Here is a 20,292-nt window from a genome sequence, read left to right as displayed (position 1 = left end):
TGGCGGGCACCGGCGCAAGCCGGTGCCGCCTTGCACCTTAAAGGCTGATGCCCTCATCCACGCCCAGCATGATGTTAAGGTTCTGGACCGCCGCGCCCGACGCCCCCTTGCCCAGGTTATCCAGCACTGCGACCACCGTCGCGCAGCCGTTCTGGGCGTCGCCCTGCACGGTGATGCGCAGGCGGTTGGTGTTGTTCAGGTCGGTCGGCACGATGCGCGAACCCGCGTCCCCGGCCACTTCGATGAAGCGCTGCCCGGCATAATGATCCGCCAGGGCCTGCGTCAGGCTGTCCAGCGTGCGGCGGTCGTTCAAGAACACCGGCACCTGCACCGCCATGCCCTGCGCGAAGTTGCCCACCGCCGGCGCAAAGATCGGCTGGCGCGACAGGCCCGCATGGACCATGATTTCGGGAATGTGCTTGTGACGCTGGTTCAGGCCATAGACGAAATGGGCAAGTGCCGTGCCATCGTCGTATTCGGCGATCAGCGCCTTGCCGCCGCCGGTATAGCCGCTGACGGCATTGATCGACAGCGCCTCGTCCGGCGCGATCAGGCCAGCCGCGACCAGGGGGGCAAGAATGGCGATGGCACCGGTCGAATAGCAGCCCGGGTTGCTGACCAGCCGCGCCCCCGCGATCCGGTCGCGCGCCGCTGCGTTCAGTTCGGGAAACCCGAAAGCCCAGCCTTTGTCCACCCTGTGCGCGGTGGATGCGTCGATGATCCGCGTGTCCAGATCCCGGGCCAGCTCGACCGCCTGCCGCGCAGCATCATCCGGCAGGCACAGGATCGCCACGTCGGCCTGTTCAAAGGCCTCGCGCCGGGCGCCCGCATCCTTGCGGCGGTTGGGGTCGATGGCGATCAGGCGGATGTCGTCGCGCGTTTCCAGCCGTTCGCGGATTTGCAGCCCCGTGGTGCCTGCCTCGCCGTCTATGAAAACGCTGTATGCCATGAAATGACCCCCGATGATGTGGGGGCGTTATAGGGGACGGCCGGCGTCCTGCCAATCAGCCCCCGATCAGATCCGGCAGATTTCCGACCGGGTGAGAAAGCGTTTCTCCCGCCCGTTGTCCAGGCTGAACATCCCCCCGCGCCCCGGCACCACGTCGATGACCAGATCCGTATGCGCCCAGGCCTCGGCCTGGGAGGCGCTGATGTAAAAGGGGGCGCCGCCGATCTCTCCCAGCTTCACGTCGCGTTCGCCGACGCGGAAATCGCCCTGGGGATAGCACATGGGCGAGGATCCGTCGCAACAGCCGCCCGACTGGTGGAACAGGACCGGGCCGTGATCGGCGGTGATTTCGGCGATCAGGTTAAGGGCGGCAGGGGTGGCCGTAACCGTGCTCATGTCTTCAGCCTTTTCTTCAGGAACTCCAGCACCTGCTGTTCTTCGGGGCGCAGGCCGGATTGCTGCAGATCGTCGGTGATTTCGTCCTGCAATTCCAGCTTCAACTCGTCCGCCAGATAGGAATCGATCACCTGGGGATGGACATAGCATTTGCGGCAGATCGTCGGCGTGTTGCCAAGGCGTGCCGAGACCCGCTCGATCGCCTCGCGGATGTTGCGCTTGGCTGCGGCCTGGCTGTCGCAAGCCTCGAATTCCGCCAGGGCCAGGGCGGCCAGGACGGTGCCGGTCCAGGTGCGGAAATCCTTGGCGGTGACGTTCTGGCCCGAAACATCGCGCAGATAGGCGTTCACCTCGGTCGAGGTGATCTTTTGCCGTTCGCCGTTCTCGTCCAGGTACTGGAACAGGTGCTGGCCGGGAATGTCCTGGGCGGCGCGCACGATGCGGGCCACGCGGCGGTCCTTCAGCCCCAGATCCCATTCCTTGCCCGACTTTCCCTTGAAGCGGAAACGCAGTTGGTTGCCGTCGATCCTGACATGGCGGTCGCGCAGCGTGGTCAGGCCATGCGACTTGTTCTGCTTGGCGTAATCGGCGTTTCCTACCCGGATCATGGTGTTTTCCAGAAGGTGGACGACCGTCGCCAGCACTTTTTCGGCGGGCATCCCACGCCGGCACATATCTGCATCCACGCGTTCGCGAATCTGCGGCAGGGCATGGGCGAATTCCAGCATGTGGTCGTATTTGGCGCTGTCGCGCACCGCGCGGAAATCGGGGTGATAGCGGTATTGCTTGCGCCCCTTGTCATCGCGTCCCGTGGCCTGGATATGGCCGCGCGGATCGGGGCAGATCCAGACCTCGGTATAGGCGGGGGGAATCGCTAGCGATGCCAGCCGCTTGCGTTCCGCCTTGTCGGTGATCGCCTTGCCGTCAGGGCCGCGATAGCTGAAGCCCTTGCCCGCGCGGATTCGCGTGATGCCCGGCATATCGTCATTGACGTAGACAAGCCCGGCCTCTCGGGCGGCGTCCTGCGGGTCGGAAATGATGGCATCCTTGGGCATGGCTGCGGATCCGAATGCGGAAAGGCTGTCGCATCAACGCCAAGGGGCGCGGTTGGTTGCGCAAGGATCGAGGGGCGGGCCTTGCACGGCCCGCCCCCCGTTTCACGGGATCAGAAGAAGCCCAGTTTCTTGGGCGAGTAGCTGACCAGCATGTTCTTGGTCTGCTGATAGTGATCCAGCATCATCTTGTGGTTCTCGCGCCCGATGCCCGACTGCTTGTAGCCGCCAAAGGCCGCATGGGCCGGATAGGCGTGATAGCAGTTGGTCCAGACACGCCCTGCCTTGATCGCGCGGCCAAAGCGATAGCAGGTGTTCGCATCGCGCGACCAGATGCCCGCGCCCAGACCGTAGAGCGTGTCGTTGGCGATCGACAGCGCCTCGTCCTGGTCCTTGAAGGTGGTCACGGACACGACAGGTCCGAAGATCTCCTCCTGGAAGATGCGCATCTTGTTGTTGCCGCGGAACACGGTCGGCTTGATGTAATAGCCGCTGGACAGTTCCCCGCCATGATCGGCCGCCTCGCCGCCGATCAGCACCTCGGCACCTTCCTTGCGGCCAATGTCGAAGTAGGAGAGGATCTTTTCCTTTTGCTCGGACGATGCCTGTGCGCCGATCATGGTGGCTGCGTCGCGCGGGTCGCCCTGCTTGATCGCCTCGACGCGTTTCAGGGCGCGTTCCATGAAGCGGTCATAGATCGATTCCTGGATCAGCACGCGCGACGGGCAGGTGCAGACCTCGCCCTGGTTCAGCGCGAACATCGCAAAGCCTTCCAAGGCCTTGTCGAAGAAATCGTCGTCCTGGCGCAGCACATCCTCGAAGAAGATGTTGGGGGACTTGCCGCCCAGTTCCAGCGTGACCGGGATCAGGTTCTCGGACGCATACTGCATGATTAGCCGCCCGGTGGTGGTTTCCCCGGTAAAGGCGATCTTGGAGATGCGCGGGTTCGACGCCAGCGGCTTGCCGGCTTCCAGCCCGAAGCCGTTGACGACGTTCAGCACGCCCGGCGGCAGCAGGTCGGCGATCAGGTCCATGAAGACCATGATGCTGGCAGGCGTCTGTTCGGCAGGCTTCAGCACAACGCAGTTGCCTGCGGCAAGCGCGGGCGCCAGCTTCCACACCGCCATCAGCAGCGGGAAGTTCCACGGGATGATCTGGCCCACCACGCCCAGCGGTTCATGGAAGTGATAGGCGATGGTGTCGTTGTCGATTTCCGAAATGCCGCCTTCCTGCGCGCGCAGGACACCGGCAAAGTAACGGAAGTGATCAACGGCCAGCGGCAGGTCGGCGGCCATCGTCTCGCGGATGGGCTTGCCGTTGTCCCAGGTTTCCGCCGTCGCCAGCAGTTCCAGGTTCTGTTCCATCCGGTCGGCGATGCGCAGCAGAACCAGCGACCGTTCGGCGGCCGAGGTCTGGCCCCACTTGTCCTTGGCGGCATGGGCTGCATCAAGCGCAGCTTCGATATCCTCGGCGCCCGACCGGGCGATCTCGCCGATTTCGGCCCCGGTGATGGGCGTGGTGTTGGTGAAATAGCGGCCCGATTTCGGCGCCGTCCACTGCCCGCCGATGAAGTTGTCATATCGCTTGGCAAAAGGCATCACGCCCACGCCCTTGAACTCGTGCGTCTGGTCGTTTGGCATATCTTCCTCCTCTGGATTTTGCCCGAAGTCTCCCTCTCCGGGTATGGGTGACAGCTTGGCGTGGCGGCGATTCGTTTCAACCGCCTTGGGGCGCCCCAACGCCGAAGTTGTCTCATTCGTGAGACAGTCAGCCGGTTTTTTCCGCCAACCCCAGCCGTGCCATGCGGCGATACAGCGTCGCCCGCCCGATCCCCAGGGCGCGTGCGGCGGCCGATACATTGCCATCGGTACGGGCAAGGGCGCGGGCCACGGCGGCGCGCTCGGCCTTGTCAAAGCCGGTCAGGTCGTCGCCACGCCCCAGCAGGTCGGCCGCCGGGCGGGGCCGGATCGCCCCTTCGCGTTCCAGGCCCAGGGCGCGGCGCGCCGCGCGGGTCGCGCCAATGGCCAGGTCGTCCTTGTCCACGGCCAGCAGGACCGCTGCATCGGGCGTATCATCGGCCACCACGATGCGCGCCTCGGGGAAGCTTGCGCGAAAGAACACGGCCTCGATCGCCCGGGCGGTCTGCGCCACCTGGGCAGAGATCAGGCGGTTGTATCGTTCGGTCTGGTCGGCGCGGGCGGAACTGACATCCAGGGCCGCCAGCAGCAGTCCGTCCGGTCCCCAGATCGGCGCGTCCATGCAGGACATGGCCGTGTTGCGGGTGTGGAAATGTTCGTCTCGGTGGATCGTGACCTGCCGCCCCTCGGCCAGGCAGGTGCCGATGCCGTTGGTGCCCTGGGCCGCCTCGGACCAGATCGCCCCCTGCCACAAGCCCCAATCGCGGAATTGTTCAGCGTCGGCCCCGTTCACCCGCTGGTCCAGGACCACCCCGTTCGCATCGGTCAGCAACACGTTGCAGCCCGACAATCCGACCAGGTTGAACAACTGGTCCAGTTGCGGGCCGGCCACGCGCAGGAACGGATCCATGGCCTGCCTGCGCTGGCTCAGTTCCTCGAGGGTCAGGCGCTCGGGGCGGCGGGCATCGGAAGGATCAAGCCCGTGTTTCAGAAGCGACCGCCGCCACGACGCGGCAAGCGCCGAGGTCGCGGAATTGGACTGGGATTTCTGGGCAACGTAATCGGCGTGACGCATACCGGGCCGGCTCCTCCTCGGTCGGTAGCGGTTATCATAGCACGCAGGGGTGCAATTCGACCAAGGGCTAATTGCGGCTCAGGCAGAAACGGGCGCAGCCGTCGTCCGGGGACGGTATGGGGGCAAATCCGTCCCGTCGCGATACAGCAGCGACTTGCCGTCGTGGAACAGATGCAGCGCCGCCGGATCGGCCGTCAGGCGAACCGTCTTGCCGTTCAGGCCGGGATGGATGCCCGGCAGCTTGGCGATGATCGGGGCGGTGTCGCCCTGCGTGCCGAAATAAAGCAAGGTCACCTCGCCCAGGGCCTCGGTCAGATCGACGGTGCCTTGGAAGATCGCGGGTCCGGCCGTTTCGCGCATATCCTCGGGGCGGACGCCGATGTTGACGGCCATACCCTCGTCGCCCGCTCGGGTCGCGATCGCCACAAGCGCGATGCCGCCGCCTTCAAGCTGCACGGTGGTGGTGGCACCGGTGGCGGTGACGCGGCCCGGCAGCAGGTTCATGGCCGGGCTGCCAATGAACTGGGCCACGAATTCATTGACCGGGCGTTCATACAACTCCAGCGGCGCGCCCACCTGGGCGATGCCGCCGCCCGCCAGCACCACGATGCGGTCGGCCAGGGTCATCGCCTCGGTCTGGTCATGGGTCACATAGATCATCGTGCGGTCGGGCATGGAGGCCTTCAGTTGCGCGATCTCGATCCGGGTGGCGACGCGCAGCGCGGCGTCCAGGTTCGACAGGGGCTCGTCGAACAGATAGACCTTGGGATCGCGCACGATGGCCCGGCCGATGGCCACCCGCTGGCGTTGACCGCCCGACAGCGCCTTGGGCAGGCGGTCCAGATAGGGGGTCAGTTGCAGCATCCGGCCGGCGCGGTCGGTGGCCTCCTGCACCTCGGCCCTGGACTTGCCGGCGATCTTCAGCGCGAAGGCCATGTTGTCGCGCACCGTCATGTGCGGATACAGCGCATAGGACTGGAACACCATGGCGATGCCCCGCTGGCTGGGCGGGATGTCGTTCATCCGCTGCCCGTCGATCTCCAGCGTGCCGCCGCTGATCCGTTCCAGCCCCGCGATCATTCGCAGCAGCGTGGATTTCCCGCAGCCCGAGGGGCCGACGAAAACGATGAATTCGCCCGACCGGATGTCCAGGTCGATGTGTCGCAACACCTGCACCTCGCCATAGGACTTGGCAATATCGGTCAGTTTCAGGTCGGCCATCGTCTTCCCCCTTTGAACCTTATCCCTCGATGATCTAGACCTGCCATGGCCGCAGGCCCCCCGCTTCCTTGGCCGACAGGTTGGCGCGGATTTGCAAGGATTGCTGGCTGTCGGCGCGGTTGAAGGTCAGGACCGGCCCTTCGGCATGAATGTCGGTCATGTCGCCCTCCCCGCAGCGCCGAATGCTTGCGCCGCAGCCCGATGGCCCAACGGTAATGATGCAGCATGGATTGGGCGTCGGCTTCCTGGCCCTCGAGCAGTTCCAGCGATCGTTCGCTGTCGCCGATCTCGCCGATGACGGCCGCGCCATATTGGCGCAGCAGCGCCGCGAAGCGTTCGAGGAAAGCGATGTTCTCGGGCTGCGACTTGTCGTATTTGTGGCTTTGGTGGTTGTAGGGCTTCACGGCAGGCGCGGTGTCGGCCTTGCGCAGTTCCCTGGGCAGGGGCTGGTTGTCACGCAACTGTGCGTCGTGGAAATAGAAGTTGACGGTGTCCAGCCGGAAGCCGTCCACCCCCCGGTCCAGCCAGAACCGCGCCATAGCCAGCAGTTTGTCCTGGACGGCCGGGTTGTGGAAGTTGAGGTCGGGCTGCGAGGCCAGGAAGTTGTGCAGGTAATACTGCTCGCGCCGGGCCTCCCACTGCCAGGCGGGACCGCCAAAGATCGACAGCCAGTTGGTGGGCGGCGTGCCGTCGGGCTTGGGATCGGCCCAGACATACCAGTCCGCCTTCGGATTGTTGCGGCTGGCGCGGCTTTCCGCGAACCAGGGATGCTGGTCCGAGGAATGCGACACCACCAGGTCGATCATCACCTTCAAGCCCAGTTCATGGGCGCGGGCGATCAGGGCGTCGAAATCCTCCATGTCGCCGAACAGGGGGGCGATGCCGCGGTAATCGGACACGTCATAGCCGAAATCCTTCATCGGCGACGTGAAGAAGGGCGAGATCCAGACCGCATCCCCGCCCAGCGACGCGACATAGGGCAGGCGCTGGGTGATGCCCGGCAGATCGCCGATGCCATCGCCCGTCGTGTGCTGCAAACTGCGCGGATAGATCTGATAGATGACCCCACCCTTCCAACAGTCGATTTTCACGTCTGTCAAGTTTCATCCACCTTTCACGGACCCGGCCAGAAGGCCGCGGACCAGATATTTCTGCATCGCGAAGAACACGATCAGCGGCACCGCGATGGAAATGAAGGCCGAGGTTGCAAGGATTTCCCATTCCCCGCCCTTGGACCCCATCAGCTCGCGCAGCACGCCGGTCATGACCAGTTGTTCGCGCGTATTGCCAAGGAACACAGTGGCGACCAGCAGGTCGTTCCAGACCCACAGGAACTGAAAGATGGCAAAGGACGCCAATGCCGGGAACGACAGCGGCAGGATGATCTTGCGGAAAATCTGGAACTCGGTCGCGCCGTCCACGCGGGCGGATTCAATGACCTCTCGGGGCAGGCCGACCATGTAGTTGCGCAGCAGGTATATCGCCAAGGGCAGGCCGAAGCCGGTATGGGCAAGCCAGATGCCCAGGTATCCCTTGCCGATGCCCAGTTCGTTGTGCAGCCGCAAAAGCGGGATCAGCGCCACCTGCAAGGGCACGACCAAGAGGCCCACCACGGCGGCGGTCAGCAGGGCGCGGCCCGGAAACTCCATCCAGGCCAGGGCATAGGCGGCAAAGGCCGCGATCAGGATCGGGATCACGGTCGCGGGGATGGTCACGGTCAGCGTGTTCATGAAGGCCCGGCCCAGGCCCTCGGCGGTCAGCACGCGATTATAATTCTCGGTGGTCAGCCGGGCGGGCGCGCCGGTGGTGACAAAGATCCGCTCGCCCCTGCGCATCTCGAAGGGCGTGTCCGAGGTCATGCGATAGCTGCCGTCCTCGGCCACGGTGACCTGCCAGCCGTCGCCGATCTCGGCCGTGTCGCCGGGCGCAAAGGCTGCCGGCTCGCGGGCGCGGGTGCCCCAGCCGATCAGGTTCTGGCCTTCCTCAAGGACGCTGCCCTCGATGACATATTGCCCGTCCTGCTGGACCGCGTCGTCGCCCGTGCCGGTGCGCACGAAGCCCGTGGCCTCTTGCGCCGAAAAGGACTGCCACCAGCCCGAGGTCAGGATCTGGTCGCGGTCGCGAAAGGACGACACCAGAAGCCCCAGCGTCGGGATCGTCCACAACAGCACCAGCAGGAAGGCGGCGATATTGACCGCCCAGACCAGCGAGGATTTCTGTCCGGCCATGCCTTCCATCAGCGGACCTCCCGGCGGGCGTTGACGATGTTCCAGATCATGATGGGGGTCACCAGGGCCATCAGGATGATGGCGATGGCCGATCCGCGCCCGTAATCGGGCGTGCCGCGGAACATCCAGTCATACATCAGGTTCGCCAGCACCTGCGTGCCCCATTGCCCGTTGGTCATCACGAAGACGATGTCGAAGACCTTGAGAACCACGATGGTGATGGTGGTCCAGACGACCGCGATGGTGCCCATGATCTGCGGCACCTTGATCTTGAAGAACACCTGCCAGGGGGACGCGCCGTCCAGGATCGCGGCCTCGATGGTTTCCTCGGGGATGCCGCGCAGGGCGGCGGACAGGATCACCATGGCGAAGCCTGTCTGGATCCAGACCAGCACGATCATCAGGAAGAAGTTGTTCCAGGGGATCAGCGTCAGCCACAATTGCGGATCGCCCCCCAGGGCTTGCACGATGGCGTTCAGCAGCCCGATCTGGTTTTCCTCCGGGGCGCGGTATTCATAGATGAACTTCCAGATCACGCCCGCGCCGACAAAGCTGATCGCCATGGGCATGAAGATCAGCGACTTGCCGATGCTGCCCCATTTCAGCCGGTCGGTCAGCTGCGCCGCGATCAGCCCGAACAGGGTGGACAGCGCCGGCACCACCAGCAGCCAGACCAGGTTGTTGCGCATGGATTCGCGGAACTTGCCGTCGTTCAGCAGCCAGGCGTAATTGGACCCGCCCACGAAATCGGTGCCCCGCGCATTGTGGACGGACCGCCACAGGCTGTCGAAGATCGGATAAACCAGGTAAACGCCCAAAAACAGGATCGCCGGTCCCAGAAACAGCCAGGGCCGGATCTGGCCCGCCTTGCGGATATTGTCCCCCGCATTCGGGCCGCGCGGAGGATAGATGCGGTCCAAGATCAGGTTCGATCCCCAGAACCACGCGACGCAGCCGAAGACGCCGATCAGGATCGTGCTGATGGCCAGCCAGAACAGTTCCATGCCGATGCCCCCCGGTCAAACAAGCGCGGCGTCGATCCGCCGCGCCAGAACGTCACCTTTCAAGGCGTCACTTCAGCGTGGCCCAGGTCTGCTGGATGCGGTCCGCGACATCCTGCGCGGATGCGCCGCCCACGAAATCGACCATGCCGGTCCAGAAGGCCCCCGCGCCGACCGAGCCGGGCATCAGGTCGGATCCGTCGAACCGGAAGGTGGTCGCATCCAGCAGGATCTGGCCCATCTTGCGCTGTGTCTCGCTGGCATAGGCGTCCATGTTCACGCCCGTATGGGGCGTGGTGAACCCTGACTGCGCCATCCATAATTCATGCGCGGCGGGGGTTTTCAGGAACTCGACAAAGGCCATGGCGACCGGGTTGTCCGAAAACACCCCGAACAGCGTGCCGCCGCCCAGCACCGGCTGGCCCAGGCTGCCATCGGCGGGGGCGGGGAAATAGAAGAAGTCGTAATCCTCGCCCTCGACGGTGTCGTCGGGAAAGAAGGACGGGATGAAGCTTGCCTGCCGGTGCATATAGCAGCCGGGCGGGCTTTCGAACAAACCCTTCGGGCTTTCGCGGAAATCGTTCGACGCGACCGAAGCCGCGCCGCCCGCGACATAATCCTCGTTCTTGGCGAACCAGCCGAATTCATCAATGGCGGCGATGACCTTGGGATCGTTGAAGGGAAGGGCGTTGGTGGTCCAGGCGTCGTAATCTTCGGGCGTGTTCAGGCGCAGCATCAGATCCTCGACCCAGTCGGTCGCGGGCCAGCCTGTCGCGCCCCCGGATGCCAGGCCGATGCACCAGGGGGTTTCCCCATCGGCGGCGATCTGTTCGGTCAGCGCCTTCAGATCCTCGTAGGTTTCGGGAATCTCGTATCCCGCATCCTCGAAATTCTCGGGGACATACCAGACCAGCGATTTCACGTCGGCCTTGTAGGGAAAGGCGAACATCTTTTCCGCCCCGTCCTCGCCGGCATAGGTGCCAAGCGCGGCCCAGCTGTCGCCCGCCGCGTAATTGTCGCGCACCCATTGCGCGGTGTCCTCACCCAGGTCGCGCAGGTAACCCTTGGCCGCCAGCTCGGCCGCCAGCCCCGGCTGCGGCAGCACCGCGATGTCGGGGGGCGATCCGGCCTCGCTGTCGATGACGATCTGCTGTTCGAAGCTGTTCGACCCGGAATAATTGACGGTCGCACCCGTCGCATCCTCGAAATAGGCCATGATCGAGGTGAACAGCGCCTGGTCCGCGCCCAGCCAGGGCGCCAGGATCGTCACGCTCTGGCCACTGATATCGGCATGGGCCGCGCCAAAATCCTCCAGGCTTTTCCAGTGAATGCGATCATCGCTGCCCTTTTCGATCACCAGTTGCGCCTGCGCCCCCCCGGCCACCAGCGCAGCCAAGGCCACGGTCGTGTAAAACATTGTCTTCACGTCTTTTCCCCTCCCCAGGGTTCGCAACCTGCGTGCGAGCCTTTTGCGCGATGGTCGCTTGACAAGACCCGCCCTGTCAAACCCTTACTCCCATTCAAGTTCCTTGAAGGCTGCGGTCGCATCGCGCGCGGCGGATTGCGGAAAGGACGCCCAGTCGGCGGCAAAGGGCTGCAGACCGGTGACAATGGCGGGCACTGCCTGGGACATGGGCAGCCCCGCCCGGATCGCCTGGCGCGTCTGCCGGGCCAAGGCGGCCAGGAAATCCTGCTGCGCTCCCACGGCCTGCGGCCAGTCCGCAGCGACGGGCCCGTGACCTGGCACGACGGGACCGGCGGCCCGAGGGACGGCCATCCAGTCCAGCCAGCCCGGCAGGGATCCGTCCACGATGGGCGTCAGCCCGCGAAACACCAGGTCGCCCGCGAACAAGGTGCCCGTCGCGCTGTCGCGCACCGTCAGGTCGTTGTCGCTGTGCGCGGGACCGGTGGCGGTCAGGGTCAGGACGCGTCCGCCCAGGTCGATCTCCTGCCTGTCCGCGACCGCGACATCGGGCAGGACGACCCGCGTGCCGATCATCGGTCCCGGCCCGTAAAGCCCGAGAAGGTTATCCAGATAAACCGGCCCGCGGCTTTCCAGCGCGTCGCCCAGCCGGGCATGGCCGACGATGACGGCGCCTGCCTCGGCAAGAACCTCGGCCCCGAAGGCGTGGTCGGGATGCATATGGGTAACGATCAGGTGGCTGATCGGCTTGTCGCTGACGGCCCGGATCGCCGCGAACAAGGCCTGCCCCTGCGCGCGGGATGCACCCGCGTCGATCACCGCGATGCTGTTATCCCCGACCACAAAGCCCAGGTTGGCAATCCAGCCGTCCGGGCTGTCCTCGAACTGGGCCACCTGGCCGATGTGAACATGGACGCCATCGGCCACCTGGTCCACCGCCAGGGCAGGCAGGTCGTCCAGATCCGTGCAGGTCAGGCCGCCGTCTTGCAGGTCGGACCGGTCCACCAGCCAGTCGCGGGCGATTCGCAAAGCATCATTGTTGCACTCGGCCAAGGTGGCATATGGCTGGCCGACCAATGTTACCGGGGCGCAGACCTGCGGATCGGCGGCAAGGCAGGCGGATAAAACGGCAAGGATCATTTCCATATTTTCCCAGATTTGGGCCGAATGTCCAACTTTTCGTGACCTGCGACCTTAGTCGTGTTGAAACGCGTTGTCGCTGGTCTAACATGATAGGCAGTCGCCATCATGGCGGCCGTGGATTTGGAGGAAATGCATGGCTTGGACGAAACCCACCCTGAAGGAAATTGCCTGCGGCATGGAAATCAACATGTACGCACCGGCAGAGGACGAACCGGTCCTGTTCTGAGGCATCCGCTTCAGGCATCATGAACGGCCCCGTCCGATACTCTCGGGCGGGGTCTTTTCGTCAGGGACATCATGAAGATCATTCTGCTGGGGGCCGGGGCCGGCGGCGGGCTGCCGCAATGGAACTGCGGCTGCTACAATTGCAATGCCGCGCGGGCCGGACGGATTCCGGCGATGACGCAAAGCTCGGTCGCGGTCAGCGCGGACGGGCGCAACTGGGCAATCCTGAACGCCTCGCCCGACATCCGGGTCCAGCTTGCGGCCACGCCCGCGCTGCATCCGACGGGGCTGCGGGATATGCCGCTGCATTCGGTCCTGGTGACAAACGGCGATATCGACCATGTGGCGGGGCTGCTGACGCTGCGCGAATCCCAGCCCTTCGTGCTGTATGCGACGCCCGCGATCCATGGCGTGCTGGCGGACAACCCCATGCTGGGGGCCTTGCGGGGCGATCTGGTGGCGCGCGAGCCCGTGGCCTTGGACCAGACCGTCACCATCGCGCCGGGGCTGGACGCCACGCTGTTCGCCGTGCCGGGCAAGGTGCCCCTGTACCAGGAAGGCGCCGTGGTCGAAACGGGCCTGGTGGGCGAAACGACGGTGGGGGTCGAGCTGGCGGCGAACGGGTGCCGTGCCCTGTATATTCCGGGCTGCGCGGAATTGCCCGGCTGGCTGGTGGACCGCATCGGGGGGGCGGATCTCTTGATGTTCGACGGCACCTTGTGGGACGATGACGAGATGATCCGCATGGGCCTGGGGCAAAAGACCGGGCGCCGCATGGGCCATATGCCGGTGGTGGAAACCATCGCCGCCATGCGCGACCTGCCGGTGGGACGCCGGGTCTTCGTCCACATGAACAATTCCAATCCGCTGACCGATCCGGCCAGCGTTCAGACGCGCGAAGCAGAAGCCAGCGGCTGGCAGGTCGGCCGCGACGGAATGGAGATCACGCTGTGAAGGACGCCTTTTCAGTATCGGGGCAAGATCAGGCGCAATCGCGCGAGGATTTCGAGGCCCGGCTGCGCGCCATCGGCGCCCAACGCTATCATGACCGCCATCCGTTCCACGAACGCCTGCATGGCGGCCATTGCACCCCGGACGAGGTTCGGGCCTGGGTCATCAACCGCTGGATGTACCAGTCGCGCATCCCTATGAAGGACGCGGCCTTCATGTCGCGGGTCGAGGATCCCGACCTGCGCCGCGCCTGGCGCAAGCGGATCGAGGATCACGACGGCGGCGTTTCCGAAGGCGGCGGCATCCGCCGCTGGCTGGCGCTTGCACAGGCGGTGGGGCTGGATCCGGATTACGTCGCAAGCGGCGTGGGGATCATGCCCGCCACGCGGTTCGCGGTGGACGCCTATGTCCGTTTCGTGCGGGATATGCCGCTGCTGGACGCGGTGGCCGCCAGCCTGACGGAACTGTTCGCGCCCAGGATCCACGCCCAGCGGATCGAGGGGCTGCTGGCTCATTACGATTTCGCCGATGACAGCAGCCTGTCCTATTTCAAGAAGCGCCTGACCGAGGCGCCCGAGGATGTGAAGTTCGGCCTGGATTATGTCCTGACCAACGCCGACACCAAGGAAAAGCAGGATGCGGCGGCGGCGGCGCTGACCTTCAAGACCGACGTGCTGTGGGCGCAGCTTGACGCGTTGTGGCACGGCTATGTCGAGGGCAATGTCCCGCCGGGCGCCTGGCGGCCGGGCGAGGGGATGGCCCCATGACCGCCCAGCCAGCCAGCATCCGGCCAGCCCCAACCCCCCCTGCGCCGCTGATCGGCCCGGACGACATTCCCTATCTGCCGCGCGGGGTGCGGCTGGCTTATGACAGGGTGCGCGGCATCCGCGTGTTGCAGGCCCCCGAACGGGCGATGCAACTGGATGCCATCGGCGATGCGATCCTGTCGGAACTGGACGGCACTCGTTCCATGAAGGCCATCGTCAGCGGCCTTGCCGCGCGCTATCATGCGCCCGAAGACCAGATCGCGGGCGATGTGCGCGACTTTCTGACCGGTCTGATCGAACGGCGGATGGTTTTCCTCAGGGGGGATCCATGAAGGACCAGCAAAGCCAACCTCGCGACCTGGACGGAAATCCCGTCACCCCCGGCCTGCCCATGGCCATGCTGGCCGAGGTGACGCATCGCTGCCCGCTGGCCTGCCCTTATTGCTCGAACCCCGTGGAACTGACTCGGGCAGCCCAGGAACTGTCGGCCGACGACTGGGGCCGCGTGTTCCGCCAGGCCGCCGACCTGGGCGTCCTGCAGGTCCATATCTCGGGCGGGGAACCGGGCGCGCGGCGCGACCTGGCGCAGATCGTGGCGCACGCACGCGATGCGGGACTGTATGTGAACCTGATCACCTCGGGCATCGGCATCACGCGCGAGCGGCTGGACGAACTGGACCGCGCGGGTGTCGATCACGTGCAACTGTCCTTGCAGGGCATACGCCCCGACATGGCCGACCGGATCAGCGGCCATCCCGGATCCTGGGACAAGAAGATGGGCTTTGCCCAATGGGTCAAGGACATCGGCTTTCCCCTGACCATCAACGCCGTGGTCCACCGCCAGAACCTGGAACGCCTGCCCGACATGATCGAGCTGGCCGAAACCCTTGGCGCGCGCCGGATCGAGGTCGCGACCGTGCAATTCCACGGCTGGGCGGATTTGAACCGCAAGGTCTTGATGCCCACCCGCGACCAGGCGGTCTTTGCGCGGACGGTGGTGAATGATGCGCGCATCCGTCTGCGCGGGCGGATGGTCATCGACTATGTCCCCGCCGATCACCATTCCATTTATCCCAAGGCCTGCATGGGCGGGTGGGGATCCACGGGCCTGAACGTCGCGCCCGACGGCACGGTCCTGCCTTGCCATGCCGCGCAGACGATCAAGTGGATGCGCTTTGAAAACGTCCGCGACCGGGACTTGGGCGAAATCTGGCATGAGTCCGACAGCTTCAACGCCTTTCGCGGCACCGGCTGGATGCCGGAACCCTGCCAAAGCTGCGACCGCAAGACGATCGACTTCGGCGGTTGCCGCTGCCAAGCCATGGCTCTTGCGGGGGATGCGCGAGCGACCGATCCCGTCTGCTCGCTGTCGCCCCTGCATGGTCAGGTCGTGGCCCGGGCCGAGGCCGATGCGGGCGCGGACACCGCCGACCTGATCTATCGCCGCATGAAGAAGGGAGAGTAAGCGATGAAGGCCCATATCCTTGCCGCACTGCTTCTGGCCACGCCCGTCTTGGGCGGACCCGCTGCGGCGCAGGACAACCCGCTGCAAAACTCGGCCGCCTGGGAGGATCTGCGCGATTCCGTCCTGGGCTTGGCGGCGGATGTGCCGCTGGATCTGGCCGTCCTGGATCTGGATGCCCCCGTGCGTGCGCACGAAGCCGCCATTGTCCCGATCCGCCTGACCCAGCCCCCTGGCGCCCCGACGGTGCAGGCGGTGACATTGGTCATCGACGAGAACCCCGCCCCCGTGGCCGCCGAATACACCTTTGGTCCCGCCATGGCGCCGCTGGATTTCGAATTCCGGGTCCGGGTGGACAGCTATTCCGACGTGCGCGCCATTGCCGATACCGGCAACGGCAATCGGGTGATGGCGGGCCGTTTCGTCAAGGCATCGGGCGGCTGTTCGGCACCTGCCGGCAAGGACATGGCGGCGGTGGAAGCCACCATGGGCCAGATGCGCTGGCGCACGGACAGCCAGGACGGGCGCCAGATCGGCACGCTGATGATCCGGCATCCGAACTTTTCGGGCCTGCAACGCGATCAGCTGACGCTGCTGAACATTCCCGCCCACTTCATCGACCGGCTGGAGGTGCGCCAGGGCGACGACCTGCTGTTCACCCTGCACGCCGGGATTTCCATCAGCGAGGATCCGGTGTTCCGCTTTGCCTATGATCCCAACGGGCAGCCGATCCATGTCCATGCCGAGGATACCGACGGCAACACCTGGGACCAGACCTTTGAAGCCGTCAATGGATAAGGAAGCCGCCATGACCAAACGCGCCACCATCGCCGTCGATATCCAGAACGACTATTTCCCCGGCGGGAAATTCCCGTTGGAGGGGATGGAACAGGCCGCCGAAAGGGCGCGCGCCGTGCTGGATGCCGCACGGGACCGTGGCGATCTGATCGTTCATGTGCGCCACGAGTTTCCCGATGCCTCGGCGCCGTTCTTCCACCCCGGCAGCGAAGGGGCAAACATCAATCCCGCCGCGGCCCCGCAGGGAAACGAGATCATCGTGACCAAGAACCAGGTCAACGCCTTCAAGGATACCGATCTGAAGCGCATCCTGGACGACAACGGCATCGAGCAGGTCGTGATCGTCGGCGCCATGAGCCATATGTGCATCGACGCAGCCACCCGCGCGGCGTCCGACCTAGGTTATCAAACCACGGTGATCTCGGACGCCTGCGCGACCCGGGATCTGGAATTCCAGGGAACCACCGTACCCGCAGCCCAGGTCCATGCCGCCATGATGAGCGGGCTTGCCTTTGGCTATGCCACTGTAACGGATGCGAAAGACTGGATTGCGGGCCAGTCCGCGGGCTGAACGGCGCCTGTCGGCGGACCACGACCTTTGTCGCAGAAGCAGGCTTGCTTTGCGCAAGCAGTACCCTACACTTGAACAGGAATGCCGCAGGGGGGAGACTGCGGCACCATCCGAGGAGGATATCTCATGACAGCCGCAGCCATGCAGGCCCGTTCGCCGCAGACGCCACGGCAAAGCGCCGATCAGGTGCGTGAAATCCTGATCGTGGACGACCACCCGCTGATGTGCGACGCGCTTGCGCTGACCCTGAAGATCAGCTTCGGCCTGAAGAACGTGCGCACCGCGCGCAGCCTGGGCGCGGCCCTGGACGGGATCAAGGCGCAGGGTGCCCCGGACGCGGTGATCCTGGATCTGAACCTGCCCGACGCGCGCGGATCCGAAGGCATCGTGACGCTGCGCCGCCAATTGCCCGACGTGCCCATCACGATGATTTCCGCCGACATGGACGGTGCCATGATCGGGGCCGCGATGGCGGCGGGGGCGCAGGGCTATATCAGCAAGTCCCTGGGCCGAGAGGCCCTGGTGGACAGCCTGCGCCGGATGTGGGAGGGCGAACGCGTCACCCCCGAAGGCTATGCCCCCGACCAGGCGGATGCGGATGACGGGGCCAAGGCGGAACTGGCCCGGCGCTTTGCCACCCTGACGCCGCAGCAGATGAAGATCCTGCGGCTGATCTGCCAGGGCAAGGCGAACAAGGAAATCAGCTATGACCTGTCCATCGCCGAGGCGACGGTAAAGACCCACATCACCGCCATCATGTCCAAGATCAACGCTCGCCGCCGCACCCAGGCGGTGCTGCTTGCCAACACGGTCCGTCTGTTCGAGGCGGGATGATGGATACCGGCCCGGCTGCGAAGGAGGGCGCCACCGGGCCGGTGGCCGTGCAGGCCGACCGCAAGGGGGCCGACCCCGGCCGTGTCCTGCTGGACGGCCTGCGCGGAGCCGATCCGGGCCTGGTCCTGGTCTTTGGCGCCGACGGTTCGGATCTGACTGCGCTTGACGCCGTGCTGCGGGCGGGCCTGCCCGACGGCTGCGTGATCGCGGGCTGTTCGTCCGCCGGCGAAATCGGGCCTGCGGGCTATGCCACGGACAGCATCGTGGCCATCGGCTTTCCTTCGGCCCACTTTCGCGCCACGGCCCTGGTCCTGCCGCGGCTGGATGCCCTGCCGGTATCGGACTGGATGGCGGCGCTGCGACGCCTGCACGCGGGATTTGGTCCCGACCCGCAGCGGTCGCTGTTCGGGTTGCTGCTGGTCGATGGACTGGCCGGTCAGGAAGACGTGCTTGTCGCTACCATCGACGCGGCCCTGCCGTCCGTGCCCACCCTGGGCGGGTCGGCAGGCGACGGCTTGTCCTTCCGCCAGACCTGGCTGCTGGCCCAGGGCCAGGTCATCACCAATGCCGCCGTCTTCCTGCTGGTCGAAACGGATCTTGCCGTCAGCGAAGTCACCTTCGCCCATTTCAGCCCGACCGCCACCCGCGTGGTCGTCACCGCCGCCATCCCCGAAAAGCGCCGCATCCTGGAACTGAACGCCGAACCGGCGGCGGCCGAATATGCCCGTCTGACCGGCATTGCCCCCGATGCGCTGACGCCTAGCGAATTCGCCCGCCATCCATTGCTGCTGCGCATGGGCCGCCATCATCATGTCCGCGCCATCAGCGCGCAGACCGAGGATGGCGGGCTGTCGCTGATGTCGGCCATCGACACCGGGACCGTTCTGACCCTTGGCCGGGCCGAGGACATGACCCAGGGCTTTGCCGAGGCGCTGGCATCCCTGCCCCGTCCGCCGCTGATGGTGCTGGGCTTCGACTGCATCCTGCGCCGCTTGGCCCTGGAACGCGAAGGCCTGGGCGACCAGATGTCCGACCTGCTGATCCGCTATCGGGTGGCGGGCTTCAATACCTATGGCGAACAGCACAGCGGGATGCACGTGAACCAGACCTTCGTGGGCCTGGCCTTCATGCCCGGCACCGATCCGACGGCCCCCCGTGCTGCGTGACGACGACAGCAACGAACGCCGGATCGACAAGCTGGTGCGCATCAACCAGGTTCTGATCGACCGCATTGATCGACTGGAGGAATCCCGCGGATCCGCCTGGTCGATGTTCCAGGCCGCCGTGGCCCTGGAACAAGAGGTAATGGCCCGCACCCGCGACCTGGAACGCGCGCTTGCCGACCTGTCGCAGCGCAACCGCGAACTGGCCGTGGCCCGCGCCAGTGCGGAAGAGGCGAACCGCTCCAAGACGCGCTTCCTGCGCGCGGCCAGCCATGACCTGCTGCAACCCTTGTCGGCCGCGCGGCTGTTCCTGTCGATGCTGACCGACACGCCAATGACCGAACTTCAGTCCGAACTGACCGGTCGGCTGGGGGGCGCCTTTGAATCGGTGGAACAGTTGATGCACGCGGTTCTGGACATCTCTCGCCTGGACAGCCAGCGGATCGAGTTCCACCGCCAGCCTGTCCCCTTGGGCGAATTGTTCCGCAAGCTGGCCATCGAATACGCCCCCCTGGCCGAGGCCAAGGGGCTGCGGATGTCCTTTGTGCCGACCGATGCCGTTGTCGAAAGCGACCCGGTGTTCCTGCGCCGGATTGCGCAGAACCTGGTGTCGAACGCCATCAAGTACACCCATCGCGGCGGCGTGGTGGTGGGGGCGCGCAAACGCGGTTTGCTGTGCTGGCTCTGCGTCTATGATACGGGCGTGGGCATTCCGGCCGTGGACCGCAACCGGATATTCGACGAGTTCCAGCGCCTTGGAAACGACGCCCGCATCCCCGGCATGGGCCTGGGCCTGTCTATCGTGCGCCGCGCCTGCGCAAAGCTGGATCACCCGATCCGCCTCGATTCCGAGGCGATGCGCGGCACGGTGTTCCGCGTGGGCCTGCCCCTTGTGCAGCGCGACGGCCCGGCCTGCCCCGACAGGCCTGCCCGCGCCACCCTGCCCCTGCGCGGGCGCGTGGCCTTGGTGGTGGAAAACGACCAGGGGATGCAGCGCGGGTACGAGATGATCCTGCGTGACCGGCTGGGCATGGTGGCCCGCGTCACCAGCGGCACGGCCGAGGCCCTCGCGACCATGGGCGACGATCCGCCCGATGTGATCCTGGCCGATTACGCCCTGGAAAACGGCGACACGGGCGTTCATGCCATCGCGGCTTTGCGACAATCGGCAGGGCAGGCGATCCCGGCGGTGATGGTTACCGCGCATCGCGATCCCCAGATCGCCCGCAGCTGCGCGGCCATGCAGGTGCATCTGATGGAAAAGCCCGTTCGCCCCGGGGAGCTGGCCGAGATTCTGGGCGAGATCCTGGCATGAACTGCGACCAAAGGCCGAAGCGCCGGGGGGTGGGCTTGTCCTTGGCCCCCGGTGGCGCAACTCTGACCCCGGAATTGGGAG

Annotated in this window: 20 protein-coding genes and 1 pseudogene; 10 read left to right on the top strand and 11 right to left on the bottom strand. The window is 65.5% G+C overall.

Translation table 11 applies throughout. The features are described 5' to 3' along the window. Window positions 1–37: 37 nt before the first annotated feature. From argC to Q5701_RS15355, 11 genes and pseudogenes are all read right to left on the bottom strand, one after another. Complete coding sequence (gene argC, locus Q5701_RS15405; RefSeq protein WP_306751879.1) at window positions 38–949, bottom strand: N-acetyl-gamma-glutamyl-phosphate reductase; 912 nt, start codon at window positions 947–949, stop codon at window positions 38–40. A gap of 66 nt (window positions 950–1,015) precedes the next feature. After that, window positions 1,016–1,345 carry a DUF779 domain-containing protein gene (locus Q5701_RS15400; protein WP_306751877.1) on the bottom strand — a complete coding sequence of 110 codons (330 nt, stop codon included), beginning with the start codon at window positions 1,343–1,345 and terminating at the stop codon, window positions 1,016–1,018. Then, on the bottom strand, window positions 1,342–2,400 hold the full coding sequence (locus Q5701_RS15395) for a DNA topoisomerase IB (RefSeq protein ID WP_306751875.1): 1,059 nt from the start codon (window positions 2,398–2,400) through the stop codon (window positions 1,342–1,344). The genes Q5701_RS15400 and Q5701_RS15395 overlap by 4 nt, the downstream gene beginning before the upstream one ends. A 110-nt stretch (window positions 2,401–2,510) precedes the next feature. Continuing rightward, complete coding sequence (gene adh, locus Q5701_RS15390) at window positions 2,511–4,037, bottom strand: aldehyde dehydrogenase (RefSeq protein WP_234854289.1); 1,527 nt, start codon at window positions 4,035–4,037, stop codon at window positions 2,511–2,513. A 127-nt stretch (window positions 4,038–4,164) separates the two neighbouring features. Continuing rightward, window positions 4,165–5,109 carry a helix-turn-helix domain-containing protein gene (locus Q5701_RS15385; RefSeq protein WP_306751874.1) on the bottom strand — a complete coding sequence of 315 codons (945 nt, stop codon included), beginning with the start codon at window positions 5,107–5,109 and terminating at the stop codon, window positions 4,165–4,167. Window positions 5,110–5,187: 78 nt separating this feature from the next. Beyond that, a complete protein-coding gene (locus tag Q5701_RS15380; protein WP_306751872.1) occupies window positions 5,188–6,330 on the bottom strand; it encodes an ABC transporter ATP-binding protein in 1,143 nt (380 codons plus the stop codon). 253 nt (window positions 6,331–6,583) lie between these two features. Continuing rightward, window positions 6,584–7,430, bottom strand: a pseudogene (locus Q5701_RS15375) (alpha-amylase family glycosyl hydrolase); the annotation flags it as partial. Between the two features lie 3 nt (window positions 7,431–7,433). Next, window positions 7,434–8,567, bottom strand: coding sequence for a carbohydrate ABC transporter permease (locus Q5701_RS15370; RefSeq protein WP_306751871.1), 1,134 nt, complete (start codon window positions 8,565–8,567; stop codon window positions 7,434–7,436). After that, window positions 8,567–9,562, bottom strand: a complete 996-nt coding sequence (locus Q5701_RS15365; protein ID WP_306751870.1) for a carbohydrate ABC transporter permease — start codon at window positions 9,560–9,562, stop codon at window positions 8,567–8,569. The genes Q5701_RS15370 and Q5701_RS15365 overlap by 1 nt, the downstream gene beginning before the upstream one ends. Before the next feature lie 67 nt (window positions 9,563–9,629). Further along, the gene (locus Q5701_RS15360) at window positions 9,630–10,976 is read right to left on the bottom strand and encodes an ABC transporter substrate-binding protein (protein ID WP_306755427.1); all 1,347 of its coding nucleotides are present in this window, start codon (window positions 10,974–10,976) and stop codon (window positions 9,630–9,632) included. 93 nt (window positions 10,977–11,069) lie between these two features. Next, window positions 11,070–12,122 (bottom strand): quinoprotein relay system zinc metallohydrolase 2, encoded by a 1,053-nt coding sequence (locus Q5701_RS15355; protein WP_306751869.1) that lies wholly within the window; start codon window positions 12,120–12,122, stop codon window positions 11,070–11,072. 136 nt (window positions 12,123–12,258) lie between these two features. Between Q5701_RS15355 and pqqA the strand changes: the two genes are divergently transcribed. From pqqA to Q5701_RS15305, 10 genes are all read left to right on the top strand, one after another. After that, window positions 12,259–12,351: a pyrroloquinoline quinone precursor peptide PqqA gene (gene pqqA, locus Q5701_RS15350; RefSeq protein ID WP_076522366.1), complete on the top strand. Its 93-nt coding sequence runs from the start codon at window positions 12,259–12,261 to the stop codon at window positions 12,349–12,351. Window positions 12,352–12,422: 71 nt separating this feature from the next. Continuing rightward, the gene (pqqB, locus tag Q5701_RS15345; protein WP_306751865.1) at window positions 12,423–13,304 is read left to right on the top strand and encodes a pyrroloquinoline quinone biosynthesis protein PqqB; all 882 of its coding nucleotides are present in this window, start codon (window positions 12,423–12,425) and stop codon (window positions 13,302–13,304) included. Further along, window positions 13,301–14,068: a pyrroloquinoline-quinone synthase PqqC gene (pqqC, locus tag Q5701_RS15340; RefSeq protein WP_306751863.1), complete on the top strand. Its 768-nt coding sequence runs from the start codon at window positions 13,301–13,303 to the stop codon at window positions 14,066–14,068. The genes pqqB and pqqC overlap by 4 nt, the downstream gene beginning before the upstream one ends. After that, the gene (gene pqqD, locus Q5701_RS15335) at window positions 14,065–14,400 is read left to right on the top strand and encodes a pyrroloquinoline quinone biosynthesis peptide chaperone PqqD (RefSeq protein WP_306751862.1); all 336 of its coding nucleotides are present in this window, start codon (window positions 14,065–14,067) and stop codon (window positions 14,398–14,400) included. The genes pqqC and pqqD overlap by 4 nt, the downstream gene beginning before the upstream one ends. Next, on the top strand, window positions 14,397–15,533 hold the full coding sequence (pqqE, locus tag Q5701_RS15330; protein WP_306751861.1) for a pyrroloquinoline quinone biosynthesis protein PqqE: 1,137 nt from the start codon (window positions 14,397–14,399) through the stop codon (window positions 15,531–15,533). The genes pqqD and pqqE overlap by 4 nt, the downstream gene beginning before the upstream one ends. 3 nt (window positions 15,534–15,536) lie before the next feature. Continuing rightward, on the top strand, window positions 15,537–16,328 hold the full coding sequence (locus tag Q5701_RS15325) for a quinoprotein dehydrogenase-associated SoxYZ-like carrier (protein WP_306751860.1): 792 nt from the start codon (window positions 15,537–15,539) through the stop codon (window positions 16,326–16,328). A 10-nt stretch (window positions 16,329–16,338) separates the two neighbouring features. After that, window positions 16,339–16,899 (top strand): cysteine hydrolase family protein, encoded by a 561-nt coding sequence (locus Q5701_RS15320; protein WP_306751859.1) that lies wholly within the window; start codon window positions 16,339–16,341, stop codon window positions 16,897–16,899. Between the two features lie 126 nt (window positions 16,900–17,025). Continuing rightward, window positions 17,026–17,733: a response regulator transcription factor gene (locus Q5701_RS15315; protein ID WP_234854305.1), complete on the top strand. Its 708-nt coding sequence runs from the start codon at window positions 17,026–17,028 to the stop codon at window positions 17,731–17,733. Further along, on the top strand, window positions 17,730–18,899 hold the full coding sequence (locus tag Q5701_RS15310) for an FIST N-terminal domain-containing protein (protein WP_306751858.1): 1,170 nt from the start codon (window positions 17,730–17,732) through the stop codon (window positions 18,897–18,899). The genes Q5701_RS15315 and Q5701_RS15310 overlap by 4 nt, the downstream gene beginning before the upstream one ends. After that, window positions 18,889–20,211 carry an ATP-binding response regulator gene (locus Q5701_RS15305; RefSeq protein ID WP_306751857.1) on the top strand — a complete coding sequence of 441 codons (1,323 nt, stop codon included), beginning with the start codon at window positions 18,889–18,891 and terminating at the stop codon, window positions 20,209–20,211. The genes Q5701_RS15310 and Q5701_RS15305 overlap by 11 nt, the downstream gene beginning before the upstream one ends. The last annotated feature ends 81 nt before the right edge of the window (window positions 20,212–20,292 follow it).

The sequence above is a fragment of the Paracoccus actinidiae genome, assembly GCF_030863885.1.
Lineage (GTDB): Bacteria > Pseudomonadota > Alphaproteobacteria > Rhodobacterales > Rhodobacteraceae > Paracoccus > Paracoccus everestensis.
Note: the sequence above shows the minus strand (reverse complement) of the source record. Positions and strands in the feature narration are given on the sequence as shown.